The organism is Micromonospora sp. NPDC005163, assembly GCF_053599835.1.
In genome coordinates, this window is record NZ_JBSFYP010000004.1 from 118,548 (window position 1) to 136,989 (window position 18,442).

Annotated in this window: 20 protein-coding genes; 9 read left to right on the forward strand and 11 right to left on the reverse strand. The window is 72.4% G+C overall.

The features are described 5' to 3' along the window. The first annotated feature begins 83 nt into the window (after positions 1-83). On the forward strand, positions 84-425 hold the full coding sequence (locus ACWD6N_RS05425; protein ID WP_387324232.1) for a hypothetical protein: 342 nt from the start codon (positions 84-86) through the stop codon (positions 423-425). Between the two features lie 59 nt (positions 426-484). On the opposite strand, the gene ACWD6N_RS05430 is transcribed toward ACWD6N_RS05425, so the two are convergent. From ACWD6N_RS05430 to ACWD6N_RS05440, 3 genes are all read right to left on the reverse strand, one after another. Next, positions 485-1,489 (reverse strand): glycine betaine ABC transporter substrate-binding protein, encoded by a 1,005-nt coding sequence (locus ACWD6N_RS05430; protein ID WP_387324229.1) that lies wholly within the window; start codon positions 1,487-1,489, stop codon positions 485-487. Between the two features lie 226 nt (positions 1,490-1,715). After that, on the reverse strand, positions 1,716-2,417 hold the full coding sequence (locus tag ACWD6N_RS05435) for an ABC transporter permease (RefSeq protein WP_387324630.1): 702 nt from the start codon (positions 2,415-2,417) through the stop codon (positions 1,716-1,718). Positions 2,418-2,449: 32 nt separating this feature from the next. Further along, on the reverse strand, positions 2,450-3,136 hold the full coding sequence (locus ACWD6N_RS05440) for an ABC transporter permease (protein ID WP_354963435.1): 687 nt from the start codon (positions 3,134-3,136) through the stop codon (positions 2,450-2,452). A 2-nt stretch (positions 3,137-3,138) separates the two neighbouring features. On the opposite strand from ACWD6N_RS05440, the gene ACWD6N_RS05445 reads away from it, so the two are divergent. Further along, a complete protein-coding gene (locus tag ACWD6N_RS05445; protein ID WP_387324226.1) occupies positions 3,139-4,143 on the forward strand; it encodes an ABC transporter ATP-binding protein in 1,005 nt (334 codons plus the stop codon). Between the two features lie 23 nt (positions 4,144-4,166). Here ACWD6N_RS05445 and ACWD6N_RS05450 read toward each other — a convergent pair whose 3' ends face one another. From ACWD6N_RS05450 to folP, 7 genes are all read right to left on the reverse strand, one after another. Beyond that, the gene (locus tag ACWD6N_RS05450; RefSeq protein WP_387324223.1) at positions 4,167-4,598 is read right to left on the reverse strand and encodes a hypothetical protein; all 432 of its coding nucleotides are present in this window, start codon (positions 4,596-4,598) and stop codon (positions 4,167-4,169) included. A 125-nt stretch (positions 4,599-4,723) separates the two neighbouring features. Continuing rightward, a complete protein-coding gene (locus ACWD6N_RS05455) occupies positions 4,724-5,032 on the reverse strand; it encodes a hypothetical protein (RefSeq protein WP_089021851.1) in 309 nt (102 codons plus the stop codon). Positions 5,033-5,085: 53 nt separating this feature from the next. Next, on the reverse strand, positions 5,086-6,300 hold the full coding sequence (locus ACWD6N_RS05460) for an ABC transporter permease (RefSeq protein WP_387324220.1): 1,215 nt from the start codon (positions 6,298-6,300) through the stop codon (positions 5,086-5,088). 120 nt (positions 6,301-6,420) lie between these two features. Next, positions 6,421-6,960, reverse strand: coding sequence for a DUF3180 domain-containing protein (locus ACWD6N_RS05465; protein WP_387324218.1), 540 nt, complete (start codon positions 6,958-6,960; stop codon positions 6,421-6,423). Positions 6,961-6,979: 19 nt separating this feature from the next. After that, positions 6,980-7,507, reverse strand: coding sequence for a 2-amino-4-hydroxy-6-hydroxymethyldihydropteridine diphosphokinase (gene folK / locus ACWD6N_RS05470; RefSeq protein ID WP_387324215.1), 528 nt, complete (start codon positions 7,505-7,507; stop codon positions 6,980-6,982). Beyond that, complete coding sequence (folB, locus tag ACWD6N_RS05475; protein ID WP_387324213.1) at positions 7,504-7,869, reverse strand: dihydroneopterin aldolase; 366 nt, start codon at positions 7,867-7,869, stop codon at positions 7,504-7,506. Before folB ends, folK begins: the two co-directional genes overlap by 4 nt. Further along, positions 7,866-8,741: a dihydropteroate synthase gene (gene folP, locus ACWD6N_RS05480; RefSeq protein WP_387324210.1), complete on the reverse strand. Its 876-nt coding sequence runs from the start codon at positions 8,739-8,741 to the stop codon at positions 7,866-7,868. The genes folB and folP overlap by 4 nt, the downstream gene beginning before the upstream one ends. Before the next feature lie 356 nt (positions 8,742-9,097). Here folP and ACWD6N_RS05485 point away from each other — a divergent pair, with 356 nt between their 5' ends. The 7 genes from ACWD6N_RS05485 (at position 9,098) to ACWD6N_RS05515 (ending at position 17,828) form a co-directional block, all read left to right on the forward strand. After that, entirely contained in the window at positions 9,098-9,412 is a 315-nt protein-coding gene (locus tag ACWD6N_RS05485; protein WP_030327982.1) for a hypothetical protein, read from the forward strand. Between the two features lie 12 nt (positions 9,413-9,424). Continuing rightward, complete coding sequence (locus ACWD6N_RS05490) at positions 9,425-9,787, forward strand: hypothetical protein (RefSeq protein ID WP_007466101.1); 363 nt, start codon at positions 9,425-9,427, stop codon at positions 9,785-9,787. A 214-nt stretch (positions 9,788-10,001) separates the two neighbouring features. Next, a complete protein-coding gene (locus ACWD6N_RS05495) occupies positions 10,002-13,373 on the forward strand; it encodes an ATP-binding protein (protein WP_387324207.1) in 3,372 nt (1,123 codons plus the stop codon). Between the two features lie 187 nt (positions 13,374-13,560). After that, the gene (locus ACWD6N_RS05500) at positions 13,561-15,495 is read left to right on the forward strand and encodes an MFS transporter (protein WP_387324627.1); all 1,935 of its coding nucleotides are present in this window, start codon (positions 13,561-13,563) and stop codon (positions 15,493-15,495) included. Continuing rightward, positions 15,492-16,049 carry a hypothetical protein gene (locus tag ACWD6N_RS05505; protein WP_387324205.1) on the forward strand — a complete coding sequence of 186 codons (558 nt, stop codon included), beginning with the start codon at positions 15,492-15,494 and terminating at the stop codon, positions 16,047-16,049. Before ACWD6N_RS05500 ends, ACWD6N_RS05505 begins: the two co-directional genes overlap by 4 nt. After that, a complete protein-coding gene (locus tag ACWD6N_RS05510) occupies positions 16,046-17,215 on the forward strand; it encodes a M23 family metallopeptidase (protein WP_387324203.1) in 1,170 nt (389 codons plus the stop codon). The genes ACWD6N_RS05505 and ACWD6N_RS05510 overlap by 4 nt, the downstream gene beginning before the upstream one ends. A gap of 13 nt (positions 17,216-17,228) precedes the next feature. Next, the gene (locus tag ACWD6N_RS05515; protein ID WP_387324201.1) at positions 17,229-17,828 is read left to right on the forward strand and encodes a hypothetical protein; all 600 of its coding nucleotides are present in this window, start codon (positions 17,229-17,231) and stop codon (positions 17,826-17,828) included. Between the two features lie 3 nt (positions 17,829-17,831). Here the strand turns inward: ACWD6N_RS05515 and ACWD6N_RS05520 are convergent, their stop codons facing one another. Beyond that, positions 17,832-18,395, reverse strand: coding sequence for a hypothetical protein (locus ACWD6N_RS05520; protein ID WP_387324625.1), 564 nt, complete (start codon positions 18,393-18,395; stop codon positions 17,832-17,834). Positions 18,396-18,442 lie beyond the last annotated feature (47 nt).

Here is an 18,442-nt window from a genome sequence, read left to right on the forward strand (position 1 = left end):
ATAACCCACTCCGTGACGATGCATGCACGTGGTTCAATCGGCGCAGGGCAATCATGGAGGTGGATATGAGAGCGTCGAGAACGGTGAAGCGCGTGTCCGTGGTGGCGGCAGCCGCCGTGGTGGGGGTCCTGGTGGCCGGCCAGCCGGCCTGGGCGGTGGAGCAGACCCTCAAGATGGGCGACATCAAATTCGCCCACGGGGGCGTCATCAGCAGCGGCTACACGCTGTACGCCTGCGACGACCGGGCCAACGGTATCGGCGCGGTGACCGAAGTCCGGCTCAACACCGGTTACACCGACAACGTCCGGGACCCCAACGGTTCCGCCACGGGGTGCGGCCAGAAGAACACCTCCGGTTCGTCGTACGCGCTGCAGTACCGGGTGTGCTCTGGTGAGGCGTGCACCGGCTGGGCGCGGGCGTACTGACCTGACGACGCCCCCGACCCGGTGAGGTCGGGGGCGTCGTCAACGCCTCAGGAGGCGGCTCAGCTGGTGGCGAACGCGCCGTCCGACGAGAAGATCAGGCCCACGCTGATGGTGCCGGTGCGCAGCCCGTTCTTGGTCAGCGGCCCGCCCTGGTCCAGCGAGGAGAACGAGCCCACCGACAGCCCGTACGTCTTCTCCAGGCCCGGCTTGCAGAACGGACGCTGCTGGCACTCCGGCGGACCACCCAGCACGGTCGCGTTGCCCGAGCACTTCGCGGCCAGCTCGGACAGGGTCCGCACGCCGTGCTTGTCGGCGAAGGCCTGCGTGACCGCGAAGGCGTTCTGGTCCTGTGCGGCGGCCGGGGCGCCGAAGGTGATGCCCACCTTGTCACCTTCGGCCTTCAGCGCGGTCACCGTGTTGTTGATGTCGGGCGAGGAGACCGGCTGGGCGTTCTGGCCGTTGGCCTTGGTGTTGAGGAACTCCGCCATGGTCGCCGCGTACTCCGGGACGACCTGCACCTCGCCCTTCTCCAGCGCCGGCTCGTAGAGCTCCCGGTTGCCGATCTGCTGAACCTTGACCTGGTAGCCGGCGGCGGTGAGCGCGATCCGGTACAGCTCGCCCAGGGTCTGGCTCTCGGCGAAGTTGCCGGCTCCCACCACGATCTCGCCACCCGGACCCTTGGCTACACCCGCGGTGACGTTGTTGGCGGAAGCGAACTCCTCGGCCGCCACCTTGGGGGTCTTACGGTCGTCGTTGACGGCCTTGTTGAGCTGGATCAGCTTCGGCGTGTCGAGCACGGCGGAGACCTTGTCCAGCGCGGCGATCAACTGCGGGTTGGCCGCCTTGCTGTTGACCGCCGGAATGATGTTGTCGGAGTTCTGGAGTTTCTTGTCGTCCTGCAGTGCGATGAGCTGCTGCCCGGCGACCGGGGCGCACCCGGCCCCGGAGGCGCCCTGCTTGGGCGCGTCGGTGCCGGACGAACCGGCGTCACCGCACCCGGTCAGAAGCCCTGCCGCGGCGACGGCGCCGACCGCGCCGATCGCCAGACGTGTACGTGCGCGCATGTGCCCGCCTTCCGTGTCCCGGCGCGACCCGTCCCGGGCCGGCCGCGTGTCCGACGGGCGATCCTGACTGTCGGCCGCCCGCGAATGTCCACCCAACATCCTCCGGGACCGACCGACAACCTGAGGTGGAGTTCGTCACCGCATCGTCACCGACAACTCGCTGCCGGTCGCCGGCTCGTCGACCGATCACCCGAACGGGTCGTCCCACGGACGAAACGGGCTCAGATCAGGCGCGGCCGGTGGCGTCGGCGGGGCGGGGTCGTCCCGCGCGTTGCCGGTCGCGCCGCAGCGGACGGGGGGTGACCAGCCGTTCGACACCGCCCAGGACCAGCTCGGCCAGCAACGCGAGCCCGGCCACAAGCACACCGCCGGCCAGGATCTGACCCCCGCCGGCCGCGATACTCAGGCCGAAGCCGGTACGGATGATCTCCCCGAGGCCGCCGCCGTTGACGAACGAGGCCAGCGCGGCGGTGGCGATCACCTGCACTGCGGCCGTCCGGAACCCCGCGGCCAGGTAGGGGATCGCGAGCGGCAGCTCCACCCGGCGCAGCACCTGCCCGCCGGACAGGCCCATCCCGCGGGCCGCGTCGAGCGCCTCCACGTCCGCCTGGCGTACGCCGGTGTACGCGTTGGCCAGCAGCGGCGGAACGGCGAAGACGGCCAGCGCCACCACCACCGGCGTACGGCCGAAGCCGAGGAACGTCAACGGCAGGATGGTCAGCAGCGCGAGGGTCGGGATGGCCAGCGTGGCGTTGGACACCAGCACCACCAGGCCACCACCCCGCCCGGTGTGCCCCAGCCAGAGTCCGAGCGGCCAGGCCACCAGGCAGCCGAGCGCCACCGCCGCGGCGGAGATCTCCAGATGCTCACCGAGCCGGTCCAGGATGCCGCCGGGATTGGTCCAGTTCAGCGGGTCGTTGAGCCACATCACCGCCTGGCGCACCGGGCTCGCCGCGACACTCACCGCACGCCCCGGGCGGACCAGGGGGTGACCAGCCGGCCGATGAGGACCAGCAGCAGGTCCAGGAGCACCGCGAGCGCCACGCTGAGCACCGTGCCGGTCATGATCTCGGCCTTGTAGAGGTTGTTCTGGAAACCCGCGAAGATCAGCTGCCCGAGCCCGCCGTGCCCGACCAGCACCCCCACGGTGACCAGCGCGACCGTCGACACGGTGGCCAGCCGCAGCCCGGTCATGATGCCCGGGATCGCCAGCGGCAGGTCGATCCGGAACAGCCGGCCCCACCGGCCGTAGCCCATACCCTCGGCGGCCTCGCGGACCTCGGGCGGCACCTGGTTGAGCCCCGCCACCACGTTGCGGACGATCAGCAGCAGTGCGTACAGGACCAGGCCGACCAGCACGGTGGTGGCGCCGGTGCCAAGGTAGGGCGCGATGAACGCGAACAGAGCCAGCGACGGAATGGTGTAGATCACGCCCGTGACGCCGAGGATGGGCCCGGCCAGCGGGCGGAACCAGTACGCGAGCACGGACAACGGCAGGGCGATCAGCACCGCGATCAGCACCGCGCGCCCGGTGAGGGAGGCGTGTTCACCCACCGCCGCGACGATCGTGTCAGAGTTGTCCCGCACGTACTGCCAGGAGAACCAGGGGTTACCCGGGTCAGCCAGGTAGCTCAGGCGGAAGGACATACGTGGACGTTACCCCGGAGGCCGCCGGCGGGACCGACTCCCCTCGCGCGGCGTCGATCTCCCTTCAGGGCATCCAGAAGCGCTACCCGAACGGCACCGAGGCCGTCCGGGACCTCACCCTGGAGGTCAGGGCCGGCGAGCTGGTGGTGCTGATCGGCCCGTCCGGCTGCGGCAAGTCGACGGTGCTCCGCATGGTCAATCGGCTGATCGAGCCCACCGCCGGGCGGATCCTGCTCGGTGACGAGGACGTCACCGACGTCGACCCGGTGCGGCTGCGCCGCCGGATCGGCTACGTGATCCAGAACGTCGGGCTGTTTCCACACCAGACGGTCCGGGCGAACGTGGCCACCGTGCCCGGGCTGCTCGGCTGGTCCCGTGACCAGACCCGGGTCCGGGTCGACGAGCTGCTCGACCTGGTCGGCTTGGACCCGGCCCAGTTCGGCCGCCGCTACCCGCACGAACTCTCGGGTGGGCAGCGGCAGCGGGTCGGGGTGGCCCGTGCGCTCGCCGCCGACCCCGTGGTGCTCCTGATGGACGAGCCGTTCTCGGCCGTCGACCCGATCGTCCGGGCCCGTCTCCAGGAGGAGTTCCTCCGACTCCAGGCCGAGGTCCGCAAGACGATCCTGCTGGTCACCCACGACCTCGACGAGGCGGTCCGGCTCGGCGACCGGATCGCGGTGCTCTCCCAGGGCGGGCACCTGGAGCAGTACGACACGCCGGCCGCCCTGCTCGGCGCGCCCGCCACCCCGTTCGTGCGCGAGTTCGTCGGGGCCGACCGGGGCATCCGCCGGCTCGCGGTCACCCAGCTCGACCGGGACGCGCTGGAGCCGGTGCCCGGCGACGCCGAGGCGGACCTGCCCACCGTGCCGCTGGACGGCTCCGCGTACGACGCGCTGGCGGTGCTGCTCACGTCCGGACGGGACCGGCTCGTGGTGACCGACGGCGGCCGACCCGTGGGCGCGCTCAGCCGGCAGCGCCTGCTCGACCTCGGTCGCGTGACGGGCTGACCCGCCCGGCTCGACCGGTCGGGTCAGGCCCGGCCGCCGAGGCTGGCGGCGCCGATGATCCAACCGCAGAGGAAGCCGTAGCCGGCGCCGCTGCTGGCATCCTGCAACGCGCCGAGCAGCGACGGGTCCTGGCCGAACGGCGCCGCCAGCACGGCGGCGAGCCCACCGGCCAGCACGTACGCGGCCCAGCCGGAGAAGAACTGGCTCACCGGGCCCGGCACCCGGGCCACCTGGGCGGTGGGCAGCAGGTAGAGCAGAGCCACCGCGAGGACCACCAGCAGGACGGCCCGCAGGTCGGCGGCGAGCAACCCGCCGGGCTGCCCGTCCGCGTCCAGCCGCCAGGCGGGCCAGGCGAGCAGACGCAGGTAGTAAGCGCCGGCCGACGCCGGGTCGGTCTGCGTGCCGACCCATCCGGTGTACGCCGGGCTGCCGCAGATCCCGACCAGCAGCAGCACGGCGAGCGCGCCGGTGCCGGCGGCCGTACCGTACCGGCTGGCCGGGCCGGTGCGGGTGAACCGCGCGATGATCCGCCCAGACCCCGAGCCGACCGACCGGGTGGACCTGGGCCGCCCCGGCCGGCTCAGTGCTTCAACAGGTAGTCGATGAAGGCGGCCCGCAGCAGCGGGGCCGACTCCTCGTAACCGTGGCCGGTCAGCTCCCGCCACAGAGCATTCGCCTCGTCGATGGTCGGGCCGATCGAATTCGGCGCGCCGTCCAGCACCGTCGCCTCGTCCGCGTTCGGCAGGTGCCGCAGCACCGACCAGTAGAAACCCACGTCACGGTGCTCCCGGGCCCGGGCGAACGCCCGCTCCCGCAGCTCCTCGGTAGACAGCGCGTCGAGCTCCTCGAACGAGGATCCGCCGGGGGTGGCGGCAGGTGTGTCGGTCATGCCGCCGAGCCTAACGGTCGAGATCAGCTCCGGCTCAGCGGACGCGACACGGCTCACCGCTCGCCGTCGTCCCACCGGCGCGGGCTGTCCTCCCAGCGCGGATCCCGCCACGGGTCGACCGGTTGCGGCGCGGCCGGCGTCGGCAGGGTGGGAGGCCAGGTGTCGACCGGCTGCGACCGCGGCATCGTCCAGCCCGTGCTGATCGTGCCGTCGCCGACCGGCTCGGGCGTGTCGGTGCTGCCCGTCCGGGGCCGCCCGAACGTCTCGACCAGGCGGGTGACCAGCAGTCCGACGCCGAGCGCGACGCCGCCGACCGTCCAGTGGTCGAACGTCCAGCCGCGCGCCAGCGCGTACGCCTGAAAGACCGTGACCAGGCCCACCGCCAGCAGAGTGCCGAGCAGGCCACCCCGACGGCCGTACGCGCTGGTGCCGCCGAGCAGGGCCACCCCGATCGCCAGCACGGTCCAGTCCAGCCCGGGATCGGGTGTGACCGGCCCGGGGCCGTTGGCGGCGAGCAGCACGCCGGCGAGGGCGGCAAGCACGGTGGAGCCGACCAGTGCGAACGCGGTGACCACGGCAGCCATCACTCCCCGGCGACGGGCCGGGTCGGTGACCGGCCGGTACCGGCCGACCAGCCGGCGGATCGCCCGGATGGCGCCGAACAGCCCGCCGAGGACCGCCACCGCGGCGAAACCGGCGAAGAGGTAGCCGGCGCTCCGCCCGGGGTCGTAGTCGCCCTGCACCAGCACGGGCGCCGACCGGCGTTCGATGTACACCACCACCCCGGCGGCGCCGGCGAGACTGGCCGCCCAGCCCGGCACGTGCAGCACCACCACCGCCAGCGCCAGCGCCAGCCCGGCCAGCGCGGCGACCCCGACCGCCGGACCGACCGACGCCACCAGACCCTGGTCACCCTGCTCCGCGTAGTGCAGCGCGGCGGCGACCGCGACCGGCCCGACGGCCAGGTTCGGAGCGGCGGTACGCAGGCTCAGCCCGGCCGCGAGGGTGAGCAGCCCGAGCCCGACCAGGCCGACCAGCAGGGTGCGCAGGCTGTCGCCACGCAGCACGTCCGAGTCGGCCCGCCAGAGCAGCCAGCCCAGAGTGGCGACACCGGCCAGCAGCAGGACCTCCCACCCCAGGTGCACGCCGACCCGGTCCCGACCGGGCTCACCTTGGCTGGGGTCGTCGAAGACGTTCTCCAGAACGGCGGCGGGCACCCCGGACGAGGGCTCTACCGACCCTTCCCGGCCCGCTTCTTCGTACCCCATGACGCCGCCTCCCCAGTGGCCGGCCGTCCCCGGTCCGGTACACGCGGACGGACCGGGGCGGCCGTTGCTCTCCGATCGCAGGCACCGTACCCGCGCCCGGAGCCGGGCGTAACCCCCTGGTCAGCGCTGGCCGGGGCGGCTCTCCCGCTGGTCGGGCTCACGCTCGTCGTCCGGGCGCTCCGGCACCCGGCAGGAACGCTCAAGCCAGAGCGCGGCGCCCACCAGCGCCAGCGAGGCGAGCAGACCACCCCCGGCGGCCGGCCGATCCTCCGTGGCGGCCCGCGTGGTCTCGACGAAGAGCCAGCCGGTCAGCCCGGCGTAGAAGCCGGCGAAAATGGCCGCGGCCAGCGCCGACGCCTTGGCCAGCACCACGAACCGGGCGACCATCAGCGGGTTGACCGGATCACGGCCGGGCTTGCGTTCGATGCGGCCCCGGGTGTTGACGGCGGCGTACGCCTCGAGCACCGCGAGCGCGGCCAGCGTCACCACCGGCAGCCAGGGCAGCCGGGGAATGCCGCTGTAGTAGAGGGTGCTGATCAGCAGCCAGGCCACCGCCGCCGCGGCCAGGGCGGCCACGACCAGGCTGGAGATCCGGGTGGGGCCCATCCGCGACCGGTCCGGGCCCGGCCCGCCCGGTGGTGGGGACTTCGCCTGCGTCATGCCGGCCGGCTCCGCTCGGTCATGCCGTCGACTCTAACGCCAGTTCCGGTCGGGGGCGCAGATCCAGCGCGTCGTCGGCGACCGGACCAGCGGTGAGCAGGTCGGTCAGCCAGCCGTGACCGGGCAGCTGCCCGTACGGCTGGATGTCGATCCACGGTCGCAGCACGAAGGCGCGCAGGTGCGCCCGGGGGTGCGGCAGGGTCAGCTCGGGGTCGTCACTGAGCACCGGCTCGTCGTCGTCGCCCCAGACCGCGATCACGTCCACGTCGAGGGTGCGCGGCCCGAACCGCCGCCGCGGGTCACGGACCCGACCGGCCGCGCGCTCCGCGGCCCGCGCCCGCTCCAGCCAGTCGCGTGGGGTCGCGGCGTCATCCTGGGCCAGCAGCGCCGCGTTGAGGTACGCGGGCTGATCGGCGTCACCCCACGGTGGAGTCTCGTACACGCCGGAGAGCACCAGCACGCTGTCCCCGAGCGTGGCGACGGCCGTACGCAGGTGGCCCAGCCGGTCGCCCAGGTTGCTACCGAGCGAGAGCACGGCCCGGGTCACCGGGCACGCGCCCGGCTCATGGTGACGGCCACGTCGGTGAAGGTGTGCGGCACCGGCGCCTCCGGCTTGTGCACGGTGACGGTGGCGCTGGTGACCCGCTCGTCGGCCAGGCAGACCGCGAGCAGCCGGTCGGCGAGGGTCTCGATCAGGTTGACCGGCTCGCCGGTCACCACCGCGACCAGGCGTTCGGCCAGCTCGCCGTAGTGGACGGTGAAGTTGACATCGTCGGTGGCGGCGGCCGGGGCGAGGTCCATCTCCAGTACGGCGTCGACGACGAAATCCTGTCCCTGGACCCGTTCGAAGTCGTACACCCCGTGCCGGCCCCGGGCCCGCAGGCCGGTCAGCTCGATCCGGTCGGTCATCGCTTTCCCTCTCGCTCGTGACCGGCATGGGCGGGGGCCACACGCGGTCTGCCAGTGGCGACCCAGACGGCGAGCGCGTCGGCGGTGGCCTGGACGTCGTGCACGCGTACCCCCCAGGCACCCGTCGCGACCGCGAGCACGCTGGTGGCGACGGTGGCCGCCTCCCGCTGCGCGGTGGGTCGCGGCGTTCCGTCCGGGCCGGCGAGCAGTCGGCCGAGGTAGGACTTGCGACTGGCGCCGAAGAGCAGCGGGTACCCGAGGTCGAGCAGCTCCGGCAGGCGGGCGCTCAACTCCCAGTTGTGCGCGGCCGTCTTCGCGAAGCCGAGGCCGGGGTCGACGACGATGCGGTCGGCGGCCACTCCGGCTGCCAGCGCCGCGTCGATCCGCTGGGCCAGCTCGGCCCGGACGTCCGCCACCACGTCGGTGTAGCTGGCCAGCTCACGCATCTCCCGTGAGTGGCCACGCCAGTGCATCAGCACCCAGGGACAGCCGGCGTCGCGGACCACCCGGGCCATGTCCGGGTCGGCCAGCCCGCCGGAGACGTCGTTGACGACGACCGCGCCAGCGCCCAGGGCCGCCTCGGCCACCCGGGCGCGGCTGGTGTCGATGCTGACCGGCACCCCGGCGGCGGTCAGCTCGCGGATGACCGGCAGCACTCGCTCGGCCTCGGTCACCGCGTCGATCCTTTCGGCACCCGGGCGGGTCGACTCACCGCCGACGTCGACCAGGTGCGCCCCCGCAGCACGCAGACGGACGCCGTGTCCGACGGCCGCGCCCAGGTCGGCGTACCGTCCGCCGTCGGAGAAGGAGTCCGGCGTGACGTTGAGGACGCCCATCACCACCGGGCCCGGGGCCCGCACCAGATCGGTCACGACTAGACGGTACCGGTCGTGGAGGTCGGCCCGGCCGACCCGGGTCCACCCCCGAGCCACCATCCCTGACGTGCGCATTGGAACAGGTGTACGATCGGTCGTCCGGGCAGCAACGGGCAGTCCCTTCGCGGCTTGTCGCAATCCGGGGCGGCCCGTACGCTTTGGAATTGGCCAGCATCGAGATGGCGAAGCCTGGAGGGAGGGCCGAAGCGGGGAAAAACCGCCCAAAGCTCGCCACTCTCTGTGGTGAGTAACGAACGCAGGGTCGAGAACGCTGCGCCCTGTGAGCACATTTCCCGCCAGGCTTGCCTACTGCACCGCCGCGGCACCGCCGGCCGCGATATGGGGAGGTTCCAGTGATCGCCTTCGAGCTCATGGAGACGGCGTCGTCCGGCGTCGCCCACGCGCTCTCCACCCTGGCGTCCGCTCCGCTCGCCGAGCCGGCACCGAAGGGGATCGACACCAACAGTGTGGTCACCTTCTTCGCCAGCAAGATCGCGCCGATCCTGCTCGCCGTGCTGGGCGTCATCTTCATCGGGCGGGCCAGCCGGGGCGAGATCTCCAAGGTGCTGACCAGCTCCGCGATCGCGATCGTCGGGCTGGCGTTCATCGCCGGCGCGGCCACACTCTTCTTCGTCGGCGATTACCTGATCGACCTGATCTTCGAATAGGCGCGTTCCCAGATGCGGCTGCGCACCGACGACGACATCTACCGGGCCCGCCTGGTCTACCTCGGGCCGCCCGGCTACACCCTTCCGGTCCACCTGCCGTACGCCCAGTACGGGCTCTTCATGCTGCTCGTCCCCCTCTACATGTTCATCCACTGGCTGTTCACGCTGACGGTCGAGCTCTTCCCGGCCTGGGAGATCGCGCTCGCCATCGTGACCACGTCGTTCATCTTCCGGCACGTCGACCCGGACCGGCCGGCGCGGGTGGTCATCCGCACCGCGCTGACCGACTGGCGACGCACCCGGGAGCCGGCGATCGAGCAGCGCGACCCGCGCCTGGTCGGCAGCCGGATCAGGATCCGGGAGGAGCTGGCATGACCGGGCGTACGCCGATCGGTCCGTCGCACGACGCGGGTAAGAGGCTGTCGGTAGACCTCGGGGCGAGCGAGGCGGAGTCCAGGCGGCGATCCGGCAAGGCGGGGATTGGTCCGGATACCGGTGTTGTATCCGGACCAATCCCCAACGCCGCCGGTCGTCGGCTGGGCCCGCCGCAGCCGCTGCGGGGTCTCCCGACAGTCTCTAAGGCGGTCGCATGAGTCGCTCTTCCACGCCGGGTTCCCCGGCCGGCCGTCCGGCCGCGCCGGCAGGTCACGGTGCGCAGTCATTCGACTACACCGAATCCGAGGACGAGGTCGCGCTCGATCCCGCGCTGGTGACGTCGCCCGGCCACGGTGCGGTCGGGGTCTTCCAGGCCCCCCGTCCAGTGCCCCGCCGGACGCCGCCCGCCGAGCCGAGCGCGGTGTCGGCCGGCGAGAACGCCGACATCGACTCCCCGTTCCTGGATCTCTTCGACGCGTCCCGGCCGGGCGCGACGCGTGCCGCCCCGGCGCCCCGGGAGCTGCCGGCGATCCCGCAGCAGCAGCCGCCCGCCGCCGAGCCGTCCCGACCGGCCCACCGGGTGCCGGACCGGGCACCCGACCTGGAACCGCCCTGGGCCCACGGCGACGCCCCCACCAGCAGCGGGCGGCCGGTCGAGCCGCGCCGCCGCGGCGGCAGTCCCGCGGGCGAGTCCCGGGTGCCACACCAGGCCGGCGACCGGCTTCCGATGCTCCGGCCATCGGACGAGGCCGACGCGACCGCCGCGGGTGCGCCCACGTCGTCGACCACCGATGCGACGACCCGACCGCCCAGCGCCGCGCCGGTCGGCCGCCCGACGGCCGGGCCGTCCAGCGCCGCCCCGACGGACCGGCCGGCCCTGGAACGCGCGCCACGCCGCGGCCCGGCGCGGCCGGGACCGGGCGGCGCGGAGCCGACCGGGCGGGAAATAGCCGCGCCCCGGCAAAAGGCCGTGAGCCGACAGGACCGGCCGACCCGGCCGGTCCGCGTCCGCGCCCCGAAGATCAAATTTGGGGACCGGGACCCGTCAGTCGAACTGGCCATCACCGAGATCGCCGGCCACCTGACCTTCACCCCGAACACGGTCACCGCCTGGTACTGGCTGCCCGAGGTGCGCTGGGCCTTCCGGCCCGACGCCGAACGCGAGGCGTTGCTCTCGGCGATCTCCGAGCAGTACGCCGGCCTGGCCGGCTTCCGGCTGCACCTGCGCCGCACCACCCGGCCGTTCCCCGCCGACGAGTGGGCCCGCACCATCGACGCGCACACCCCGGCGCCGCTGCCCGACGTGCCCGGCACCACCGGCTGGGCCGACCACCTGGTCGCCGCCCAGCGGCACCTGATGGCGGTCAACCACGCCGAGGGGCAGACCTACCTGGGGGTCACCTTCGCCCGCCGGTCGCTCGGTGACTCGCTCACCGAGCGGTTGCTGCGCACCTTCGGGCGCGGCACCGCCGAGGGGGAACGCCGCAAGCTGGGCCGCACCGTGGAGCAGTTCGACGAGGTGCTCGGCGCGTTCGGCATGCGCGGTCGGCGGGTCACCGCCCAAGAGCTGGAGTGGTTGCTCTACCGCTCGGTGGCGCTGTGCATGGCGCCTCCGGGCACGCTCTCCCCGGTGACCAACGGTCGCTGGGAGCGGGGTGACCTGCTCGCCCTGACCGAGCAGGTCGAGCGCTACCGCACCCCGTACGGCTCGACCGTGAAGCTGGTCAACCGCATGACCGGCGAGGAACGGCACGTCGCCGTGCTCGCCGTCGGCCGGATGGAGCCGCTGGAGATCCCGGAACGGCACGAGCCGTGGCTGCACTTCCACGAGCGCCTGCCCTGGCCGATGGAGATCTCCACCCGGGTCGACATCCTCGGCTCCGGCGACTCGTTCCGCAATCTCGAACACCGGCTGCGGATGATCCGCTCGCAGCAGCTCGACTACGCCGAACACGGCATCGACGCGCCGCCCGAGTTGGAGCGGCTGGCCAAGCGCGCGCTGGTGATCGGCGACGAGATGACCACCGGGCTGCCGGTCGACTCGGCCCGCGCTCACGGCTGGCACCGGATCGCGGTCGGCGGCCGGACCCGGGAGGAGTGCCTGGAACGGGCCCGCCGGCTCATCCAGCTCTACTCCCGGGAGCTGCGCATCTCGCTCCAGCACCCGAAGAACCAGGACTGGCTGGCCCGCGAGTTCATCCCCGGCGAGCCGATCGCCAACACCGGCTACGTCCGTCGGATGCCGGTCCCGCTGCTCGCCGCCGCGCTCCCCCAGGCCGCCTCCAACGTGGGCGACCGGCGGGGCGACCTGATCGGCCGGACCGCCGGCACCTGCCGCCGCCCGGTCTTCCTCGACCTGCACTTCCCCATGGAGGTCCGGGAACGCTCCGGGCTCGCGGTCTTCGTGGCGGAGCCGGGCGGTGGCAAGTCGACCCTGCTCGGCGCGCTGGGCTACCTGGCCGCACGGCGAGGGGTCCAGGTGACCCTGCTCGACCCGTCCGGGCCGCTGGCCCGGCTCTGCGCCATGCCGGAGCTGCGGCCGTACTCCCGGGTGCTGAACCTGACCGGCTCCGAGCAAGGCACCCTGGCGCCCTACTCGCTGATCCCGACGCCGCTGCGCAGTGAGTTCGGCGTTGGCGCCTCCGGCGACCGTGAGTTCGAGATCGCGGTCTCCAACGCCCGGGCCGAGCGCCGGATGCTGGTCCAGGACATCTGCATGATGCTGGTGCCGCCGCAGGTGGCCCGCGAGGCGTCCACCGCCACCCTGTTCCGGCACGCGGTCCGTCAGGTTCCCGCCGAGGAGACCTCCACCCTGGACGACGTGGTGAGCTGCCTCGGGCAACTCGACGACGATGCCGGGAAGGAACTGGCCAACCTCCTGCTCGACACCGCCGAGATGCCACTGGCCATGCTCTTCTTCGGCCGACCGCCGGAGGGGCTGCTCGGCGCCGACGCGGCGCTCACGGTGATCACCATGGCCGGGCTGCGGCTGCCCGACCTCAAGATCGAACGGGAGTACTGGTCCGCCGAGGAGGCACTCGCCCTGCCGATGCTGCACACCGCGCACCGGCTCGCCGTCCGCCGCTGCTACGGCGGATCCATGTCGTCGCGCAAGCTCGTCGGCCTGGACGAGGCGCACTTCATGGAGGGCTGGCGGTCCGGGCGGTCGTTCCTCGTCCGGCTCGCCCGGGACTCCCGCAAGTGGAACCTTGCCGCACTCGTCGCCTCTCAGAACCCGCGCGACATCCTCGGCCTCGACGTGCAGAACCTCGTCTCCACCGTCTTCGTCGGCCGGATCGCCGAAGACGCCGAGATCGCCTCCGAAGCGCTGCGATTGCTCCGGGTGCCCGTCAACGACGGGTACGAGGCCACCCTGGCGTCGCTCTCCGCCGCCGACACCAGCTCGGCCAACCGCCTCGGCTTCCGCGAGTTCGTGATGCGCGACGTCGACGGGCGGGTGCAGAAGGTTCGCGTCGACGTCTCGTACGTCGAAGGGCTGCTGGACCACCTCGATACGACGCCCGCCGCGATCGCCGCAGCGGCCGGAGTACTCCCGAGCATCCCCCTGCCGGATCTGGAGGCGTGACATGGCTAGGGGCCGCGTCGAGGTCCTCAGTCGAGCCGAGGCGGAGCCCAGACGACGTCCGGCAAGGCGGAGGTTCGGCCGGACACCGGCGTTGCATCCCGACGGACCTCCAACGCAGCCGGTCGTCGCTTGGCCCCGCCGCAGGCCGACCAGGGACCTCGACAGGGGCCCCAGGACCCGGGCACGGATCGCGGCGTTCCTGCTCGCCCTCGGCGTACTGGCCGGGGCCTCCCTCACCTGGCCGCTGATCGGCGCGGAGGCGGCCGCCGCCGCCCCGCCCGCCGCCCAGGCACGCGCCGACCTCTGCACGACACCGGAGTGGCAGGCCGACTTCCGGGCCTGCGTGGCGAAACTCAAGGAGGTCAGCGAGGACGAGGTCACCTGCCGAAACGCACCGACCCCCGGCACCCCCGACTCCGGCCTCGCCGGCTGGTTCGCCGGCCGGCCGGACTCCGCCAAGCAGTTGGGGCCGAAGGGCCTCTACAGCGACTACGGCTACGCCGGTTACAGCTATCCGACGTACGACATCCCAGGCGGATGCGCGTCGTCGGTCCTCCATCCGGACTACAAGTTCACCACCACCGTGGCGAACGGCGAGTTCATGATCGCGACCGCGATCGTCGGCGCCTCGAACGCACTGCGTGAGCGGGCCTGGGACCCCCGTTCGATGTGGGGTTGGGCCGATCCGCTGGTCGAGCAGGCGACCAAGGCCGTCTATCAGAAGGTGTTCAGTGTCTTCGGCATCGTCACGCTCTGCGTGGTGGGGCTGTACCTGCTCTGGCGCTCCCGCCAGTCAGACATGAGCAACGCCATGACCACTGCGGGCTGGGCGCTGTTGGTGATGGTGGCGGTCACCGCGCTTGCCGCCTGGCCGGTCAAATCGGCGAACATCGCGGACGGCACGTTGGTCACCACACTGGGTGTGGTGCACGACGCCGTGGGTCCCGCAGCCCGGGACACCCCGCCGGACCAGTGCGACGATCCGAATCCCGCGGCTTGCAAGGACAATCGCCCGCCCGCCGTGCGGGCCAGTGACACCGCCACCGAGGCGATGCTCTACCGGAACTGGCTACGGGGTGTGCTCGGCTCGGCCGACAGTGAAACCGCTCGCAAGTACGGTCCGGCGCTCTACGACGCCAAGTCGCTCTCCTGGGACGAGGCCGAGAAGCTGCGCGCCAACCCGGCCACCCGAGAAGCGACGATCAAGGCCAAGCAGCAGCAGTGGGCCCGGGTTGCTCAGCAGATCCAGACCGAGGACCCAGAGGCGTACGAGTACCTCCAGGGTGTCCGCGACATGGACCGGGTGGGTGCCGGCTTCATCGCGGTGCTGGCGTCGGTGCTGTTCGCCATGTTCGATCTGACCGCGTCGCTGCTGGTCCTGCTGGGCTTCCTCATCTTCCGGTGGGCAGTGATCGCGGCACCGATCCTGGGCACCGTCGGTCTGCTCCGACCAGCCAGCGCTGGGCTGCGGCGGCTCGCGAACGCCGTGGTGGCCGCGGTCTTCAATATCGCCATCTTCGGTACCGGGGCAGCGATCTACCTGTTCGCGGTTGACCTGATCATGAGCACACCAACCCTGCCCGGCTGGCTCCAGGTGGTGCTGGTCTGGCTCTGCGGGGTGGTCGGTTGGCTGCTGCTGCGGCCCTACCGTCGGATCACCCAGCTCGGCGGCAAGGACAGCAGCGAGGCGGTCAGTTCGGCCGGGTCCTGGCACCGCCGGTTCTTCCGGGACATGCGGACCGCGGCACGGCTGGACGTGGCAGAGCCGGGCGGCACGGCGGAGCCGGTGGGCGGCCGCCGTCGCTCACCCGTGGCGGAGCAGACCACGCTGCGCCCGGAGGCGCGGCGGGAAGACCCGGTCCTGGCGCCGACGGCCCAGGTCGACGGCCGGCGTCCCGGCGCCGAGCGCCCGGATGGTCAGGAACGCGCGGACGACGTGCCGAAGGAGGCGACCGGCGGCCGGGGCCGACCGGTGGCGCCCCAACCCCGTCGCCGGCAGCCGGCGACCTGGACCGAGCCGGACGTGCCAGCGGAGAATCCGTCGTTCGTGGTCTACCGACCGGGCTCCACAGAGCGTGCGCCGGACCGCACCGGACCGCGGGTGCGCTCAGAGGCGCGGTGATGGCGATGCGACGCGCAATGGAGTTCCTGTTCACGCGGGTTCTGCGGTCCCGGCTGGGGGTGGCGCTGGTGATCGCGGTGCTCGTCTTCGGGGTGCTCGGGGCGGCCCGGCTGGTCTCCGATCCGTCCGACCCGGCGGACGGGTTGAGCAGCCGGCCGGACCGGCCGATCACCACCGTGGACCCGACAGCCGGCGACGATGGCGCGATCTCCACCGAAGCTCCACCGTCACCGGTGACCCGACCGGGCGACCGCACGCCCGAACAGACCGCCGACCGGTTCACCACGGCCTGGCTCGGCCGCCCCGGCATGACTGCCGAACAGTGGCAGGCCGGCCTGCGCCCGCTGTCCACAGCGGCGCTGACCGAGAAGCTGGTCGGCGTCGATTCCGGCGGGGTCCCGGCCGAGGAGGTGACCGGCCCACCGGCGGTGCGGTCGCGCACCGAGACGTTCGTCGAGGTGGTGCTGCCCCTCGACACCGGCCGGCTCCGGCTGGAGTTGCTCGCTGCGGATGGCGGCTGGCTGGTCGACGTGGTGGATTGGGAGCGGCAATGAACGCCGGCAGCCGCGCCCTCCGTCGACCGGTGCGGGTCGGTGTGCTCGCCACAATGCTCACTGGCGTGCTGCTCCTGCTCTGCTGCACCGGGGGGACGGCGGCGTTCTTCCTCAGTGGCCTCGGCGGCGACGCGGAGAACGGGGACGCCCTCGCCGGCTGGGGCTGTGGCCCAATCCGTCCGGTGGACATCGCCGGCGAGCTGCCGCGGTTCACCGAGTACGGCGATGCGCAAATCCGCAACGCCGCCATCATCATCAAGGTCGGCCAGGACCTGGGGGTGCCGTCACGGGGCTGGGTGATCGCCCTGGCTACCGCGATGCAGGAATCCGCACTGCGCAACCTGGCGAACAGTGGCGTTCCCGCGTCACTGGCACTACCGCATGAGGGCGTCGGCGCCGACCATGACTCGCTGGGGCTGTTCCAGCAGCGGCCGGGGTGGGGCAGCGTCACCGAGCGGATGACCCCCGCGTACACGGCCCGCAAGTTCTACGAAAAGCTGGTCAAGGTGCAGAGCTGGCAGCGCCGGCCGCTGACGGTGGTGGCGCAGCAGGTCCAGATCAGCGCCTACCCGGACGCCTACGCCAAGCACGAGGAGTTGGCCAGCCGGATCGTCGACGCGCTGGCCGGCGGCGCGGCGCGCACGATCGAGATCAACGGCAAGGCGGTGTGCAACGCGGCCGAGCGCGGTCAGATCGCCGCCTCCGGCTGGACCGCTCCGATCCCGGGCGAGGTCGGCTCCGGCTTCCGCACCAGCAGCCGACCCAGCCACAACGGGGTCGACATCGGCGCGGCCAAGGGCACCGAGATCCGCGCCGCCGCCGCCGGCCGGGTCCTGGTCGCCCGATGCGACCCGGACGACCGTGGCCGAAAGGACTGCGACGTGGACGGGCACCCTGGCAAGGGCGGCTGCGGCTGGTTCGTCGACCTGCTGCACGCCGGGGGGTACATCTCCCGGTACTGCCACATGGTGGTCCGCCCCCGGGTGTCGCCCGATCAGATCGTGCCGGCCGGTGAGGTGATCGGGCAGGTCGGCAGCAGCGGCAACTCGTCCGGCCCGCACCTGCACTTCGAGGTGCACCTGCGCAACGACCGCACCAGCCGCGGCGCCATCGATCCGATACCGTTCATGCGCGAGCGGGGCGCCCCGCTGCGTAGCGCGGAGTGAGGCCACCACGGGCATGACCGGACCCCTGCCGGACCCGTTCGCCGACCAGCCCGACTGGGCGCCTCGGCCACCCCGACCACTGGCGATCGTGCCGGCCACCGAGCGCGTGGAGCTGCGCGGGCGACGGGTGCTGGTCGGGCTGCCGGGGCTGGGCTGGCGGGGCGACCTGCGGGCGGACGACCGGGTGGTACAGGGCGCCCGGACCTATGTGCCAGTGATCCCCGAGCACGAGTGGTACCGGGCCGAGGCCGACCAGGTCGAGGTGTTCGCGCCGCTGGTGCCGGTCGATCGGGTCTGGGTGGAGACGGTCGGCGACCGGCCCGAGCCGGCCGACACCCGGGCCAGCGGGATCCGGCTGGTCTCACTGGACGGCCCGGCCCATCGGCCCCCCACGCCGGTCTTCGAGGCGGATGCCGTCACCGGGCGCCGCGTGGTGCACATCGAAGGCGGCCTGGAGCACCGGGACCTGCGGGCGGTGACCGAAACCTACTCGGGTGCCGAGGGAGACATCTGCGTCCGGATCGCGCCTGAGGTGGAGTGGTATCGCTGGGCCTGGCGAGGCCAGTCCCCCACCACTCTGGAGGTTCCCGTCCACCTGTTGTGGATCGAGTGACGATCAACCGGCTCGTGTGCCGCCGCAGACCCGCCAACCATCATCGTCCTCGACGACATTGAACAACCAGTCCTCTCGTCGGCTGCTCCGAGGGACGCCATCGGCAGACCCGGCGATGATGAGCGTCGTGCCAACGGATTCACCGTCACGAGACGGAGTCCTGGTCAACGGGCCCCAGCTGACTCGCACAGTGACGTGGAATTTGGACTCACGCTGCTCCACCTCAAGGCGGAGGTCCCGCACGGCCTGAAGGTCCGCACCGCCCTTACAGGTGAAGAGGTCTGCCCTCGTATCGTTGCGATCCACGAGGAACGCGCGCAGGTAGTTGTCCACGACCACGTCGGGCGCGCTGCGGTCCGGGGCGGCAGCTCGGTTGTAAAGCACCACACCTGCAATGATCCCGCTCAACATCAGCACAGCGAGCACCCCGGCGACCACGGTGAGCACGGTGCGTACCCGGCGGCGTGGCTGCTGCGGCGCTGGCGTGGCCGGGGCGGGCGGCAGCTGCTCGGACGGCGTCCGCTGGGCCGGTACGCGGGAGACCTGGGAACCGGCGGGGGGCTGCACTGATTCCACCCCCTGAAGCTAACGGCTGGACGCCCCGGAGCCAATGC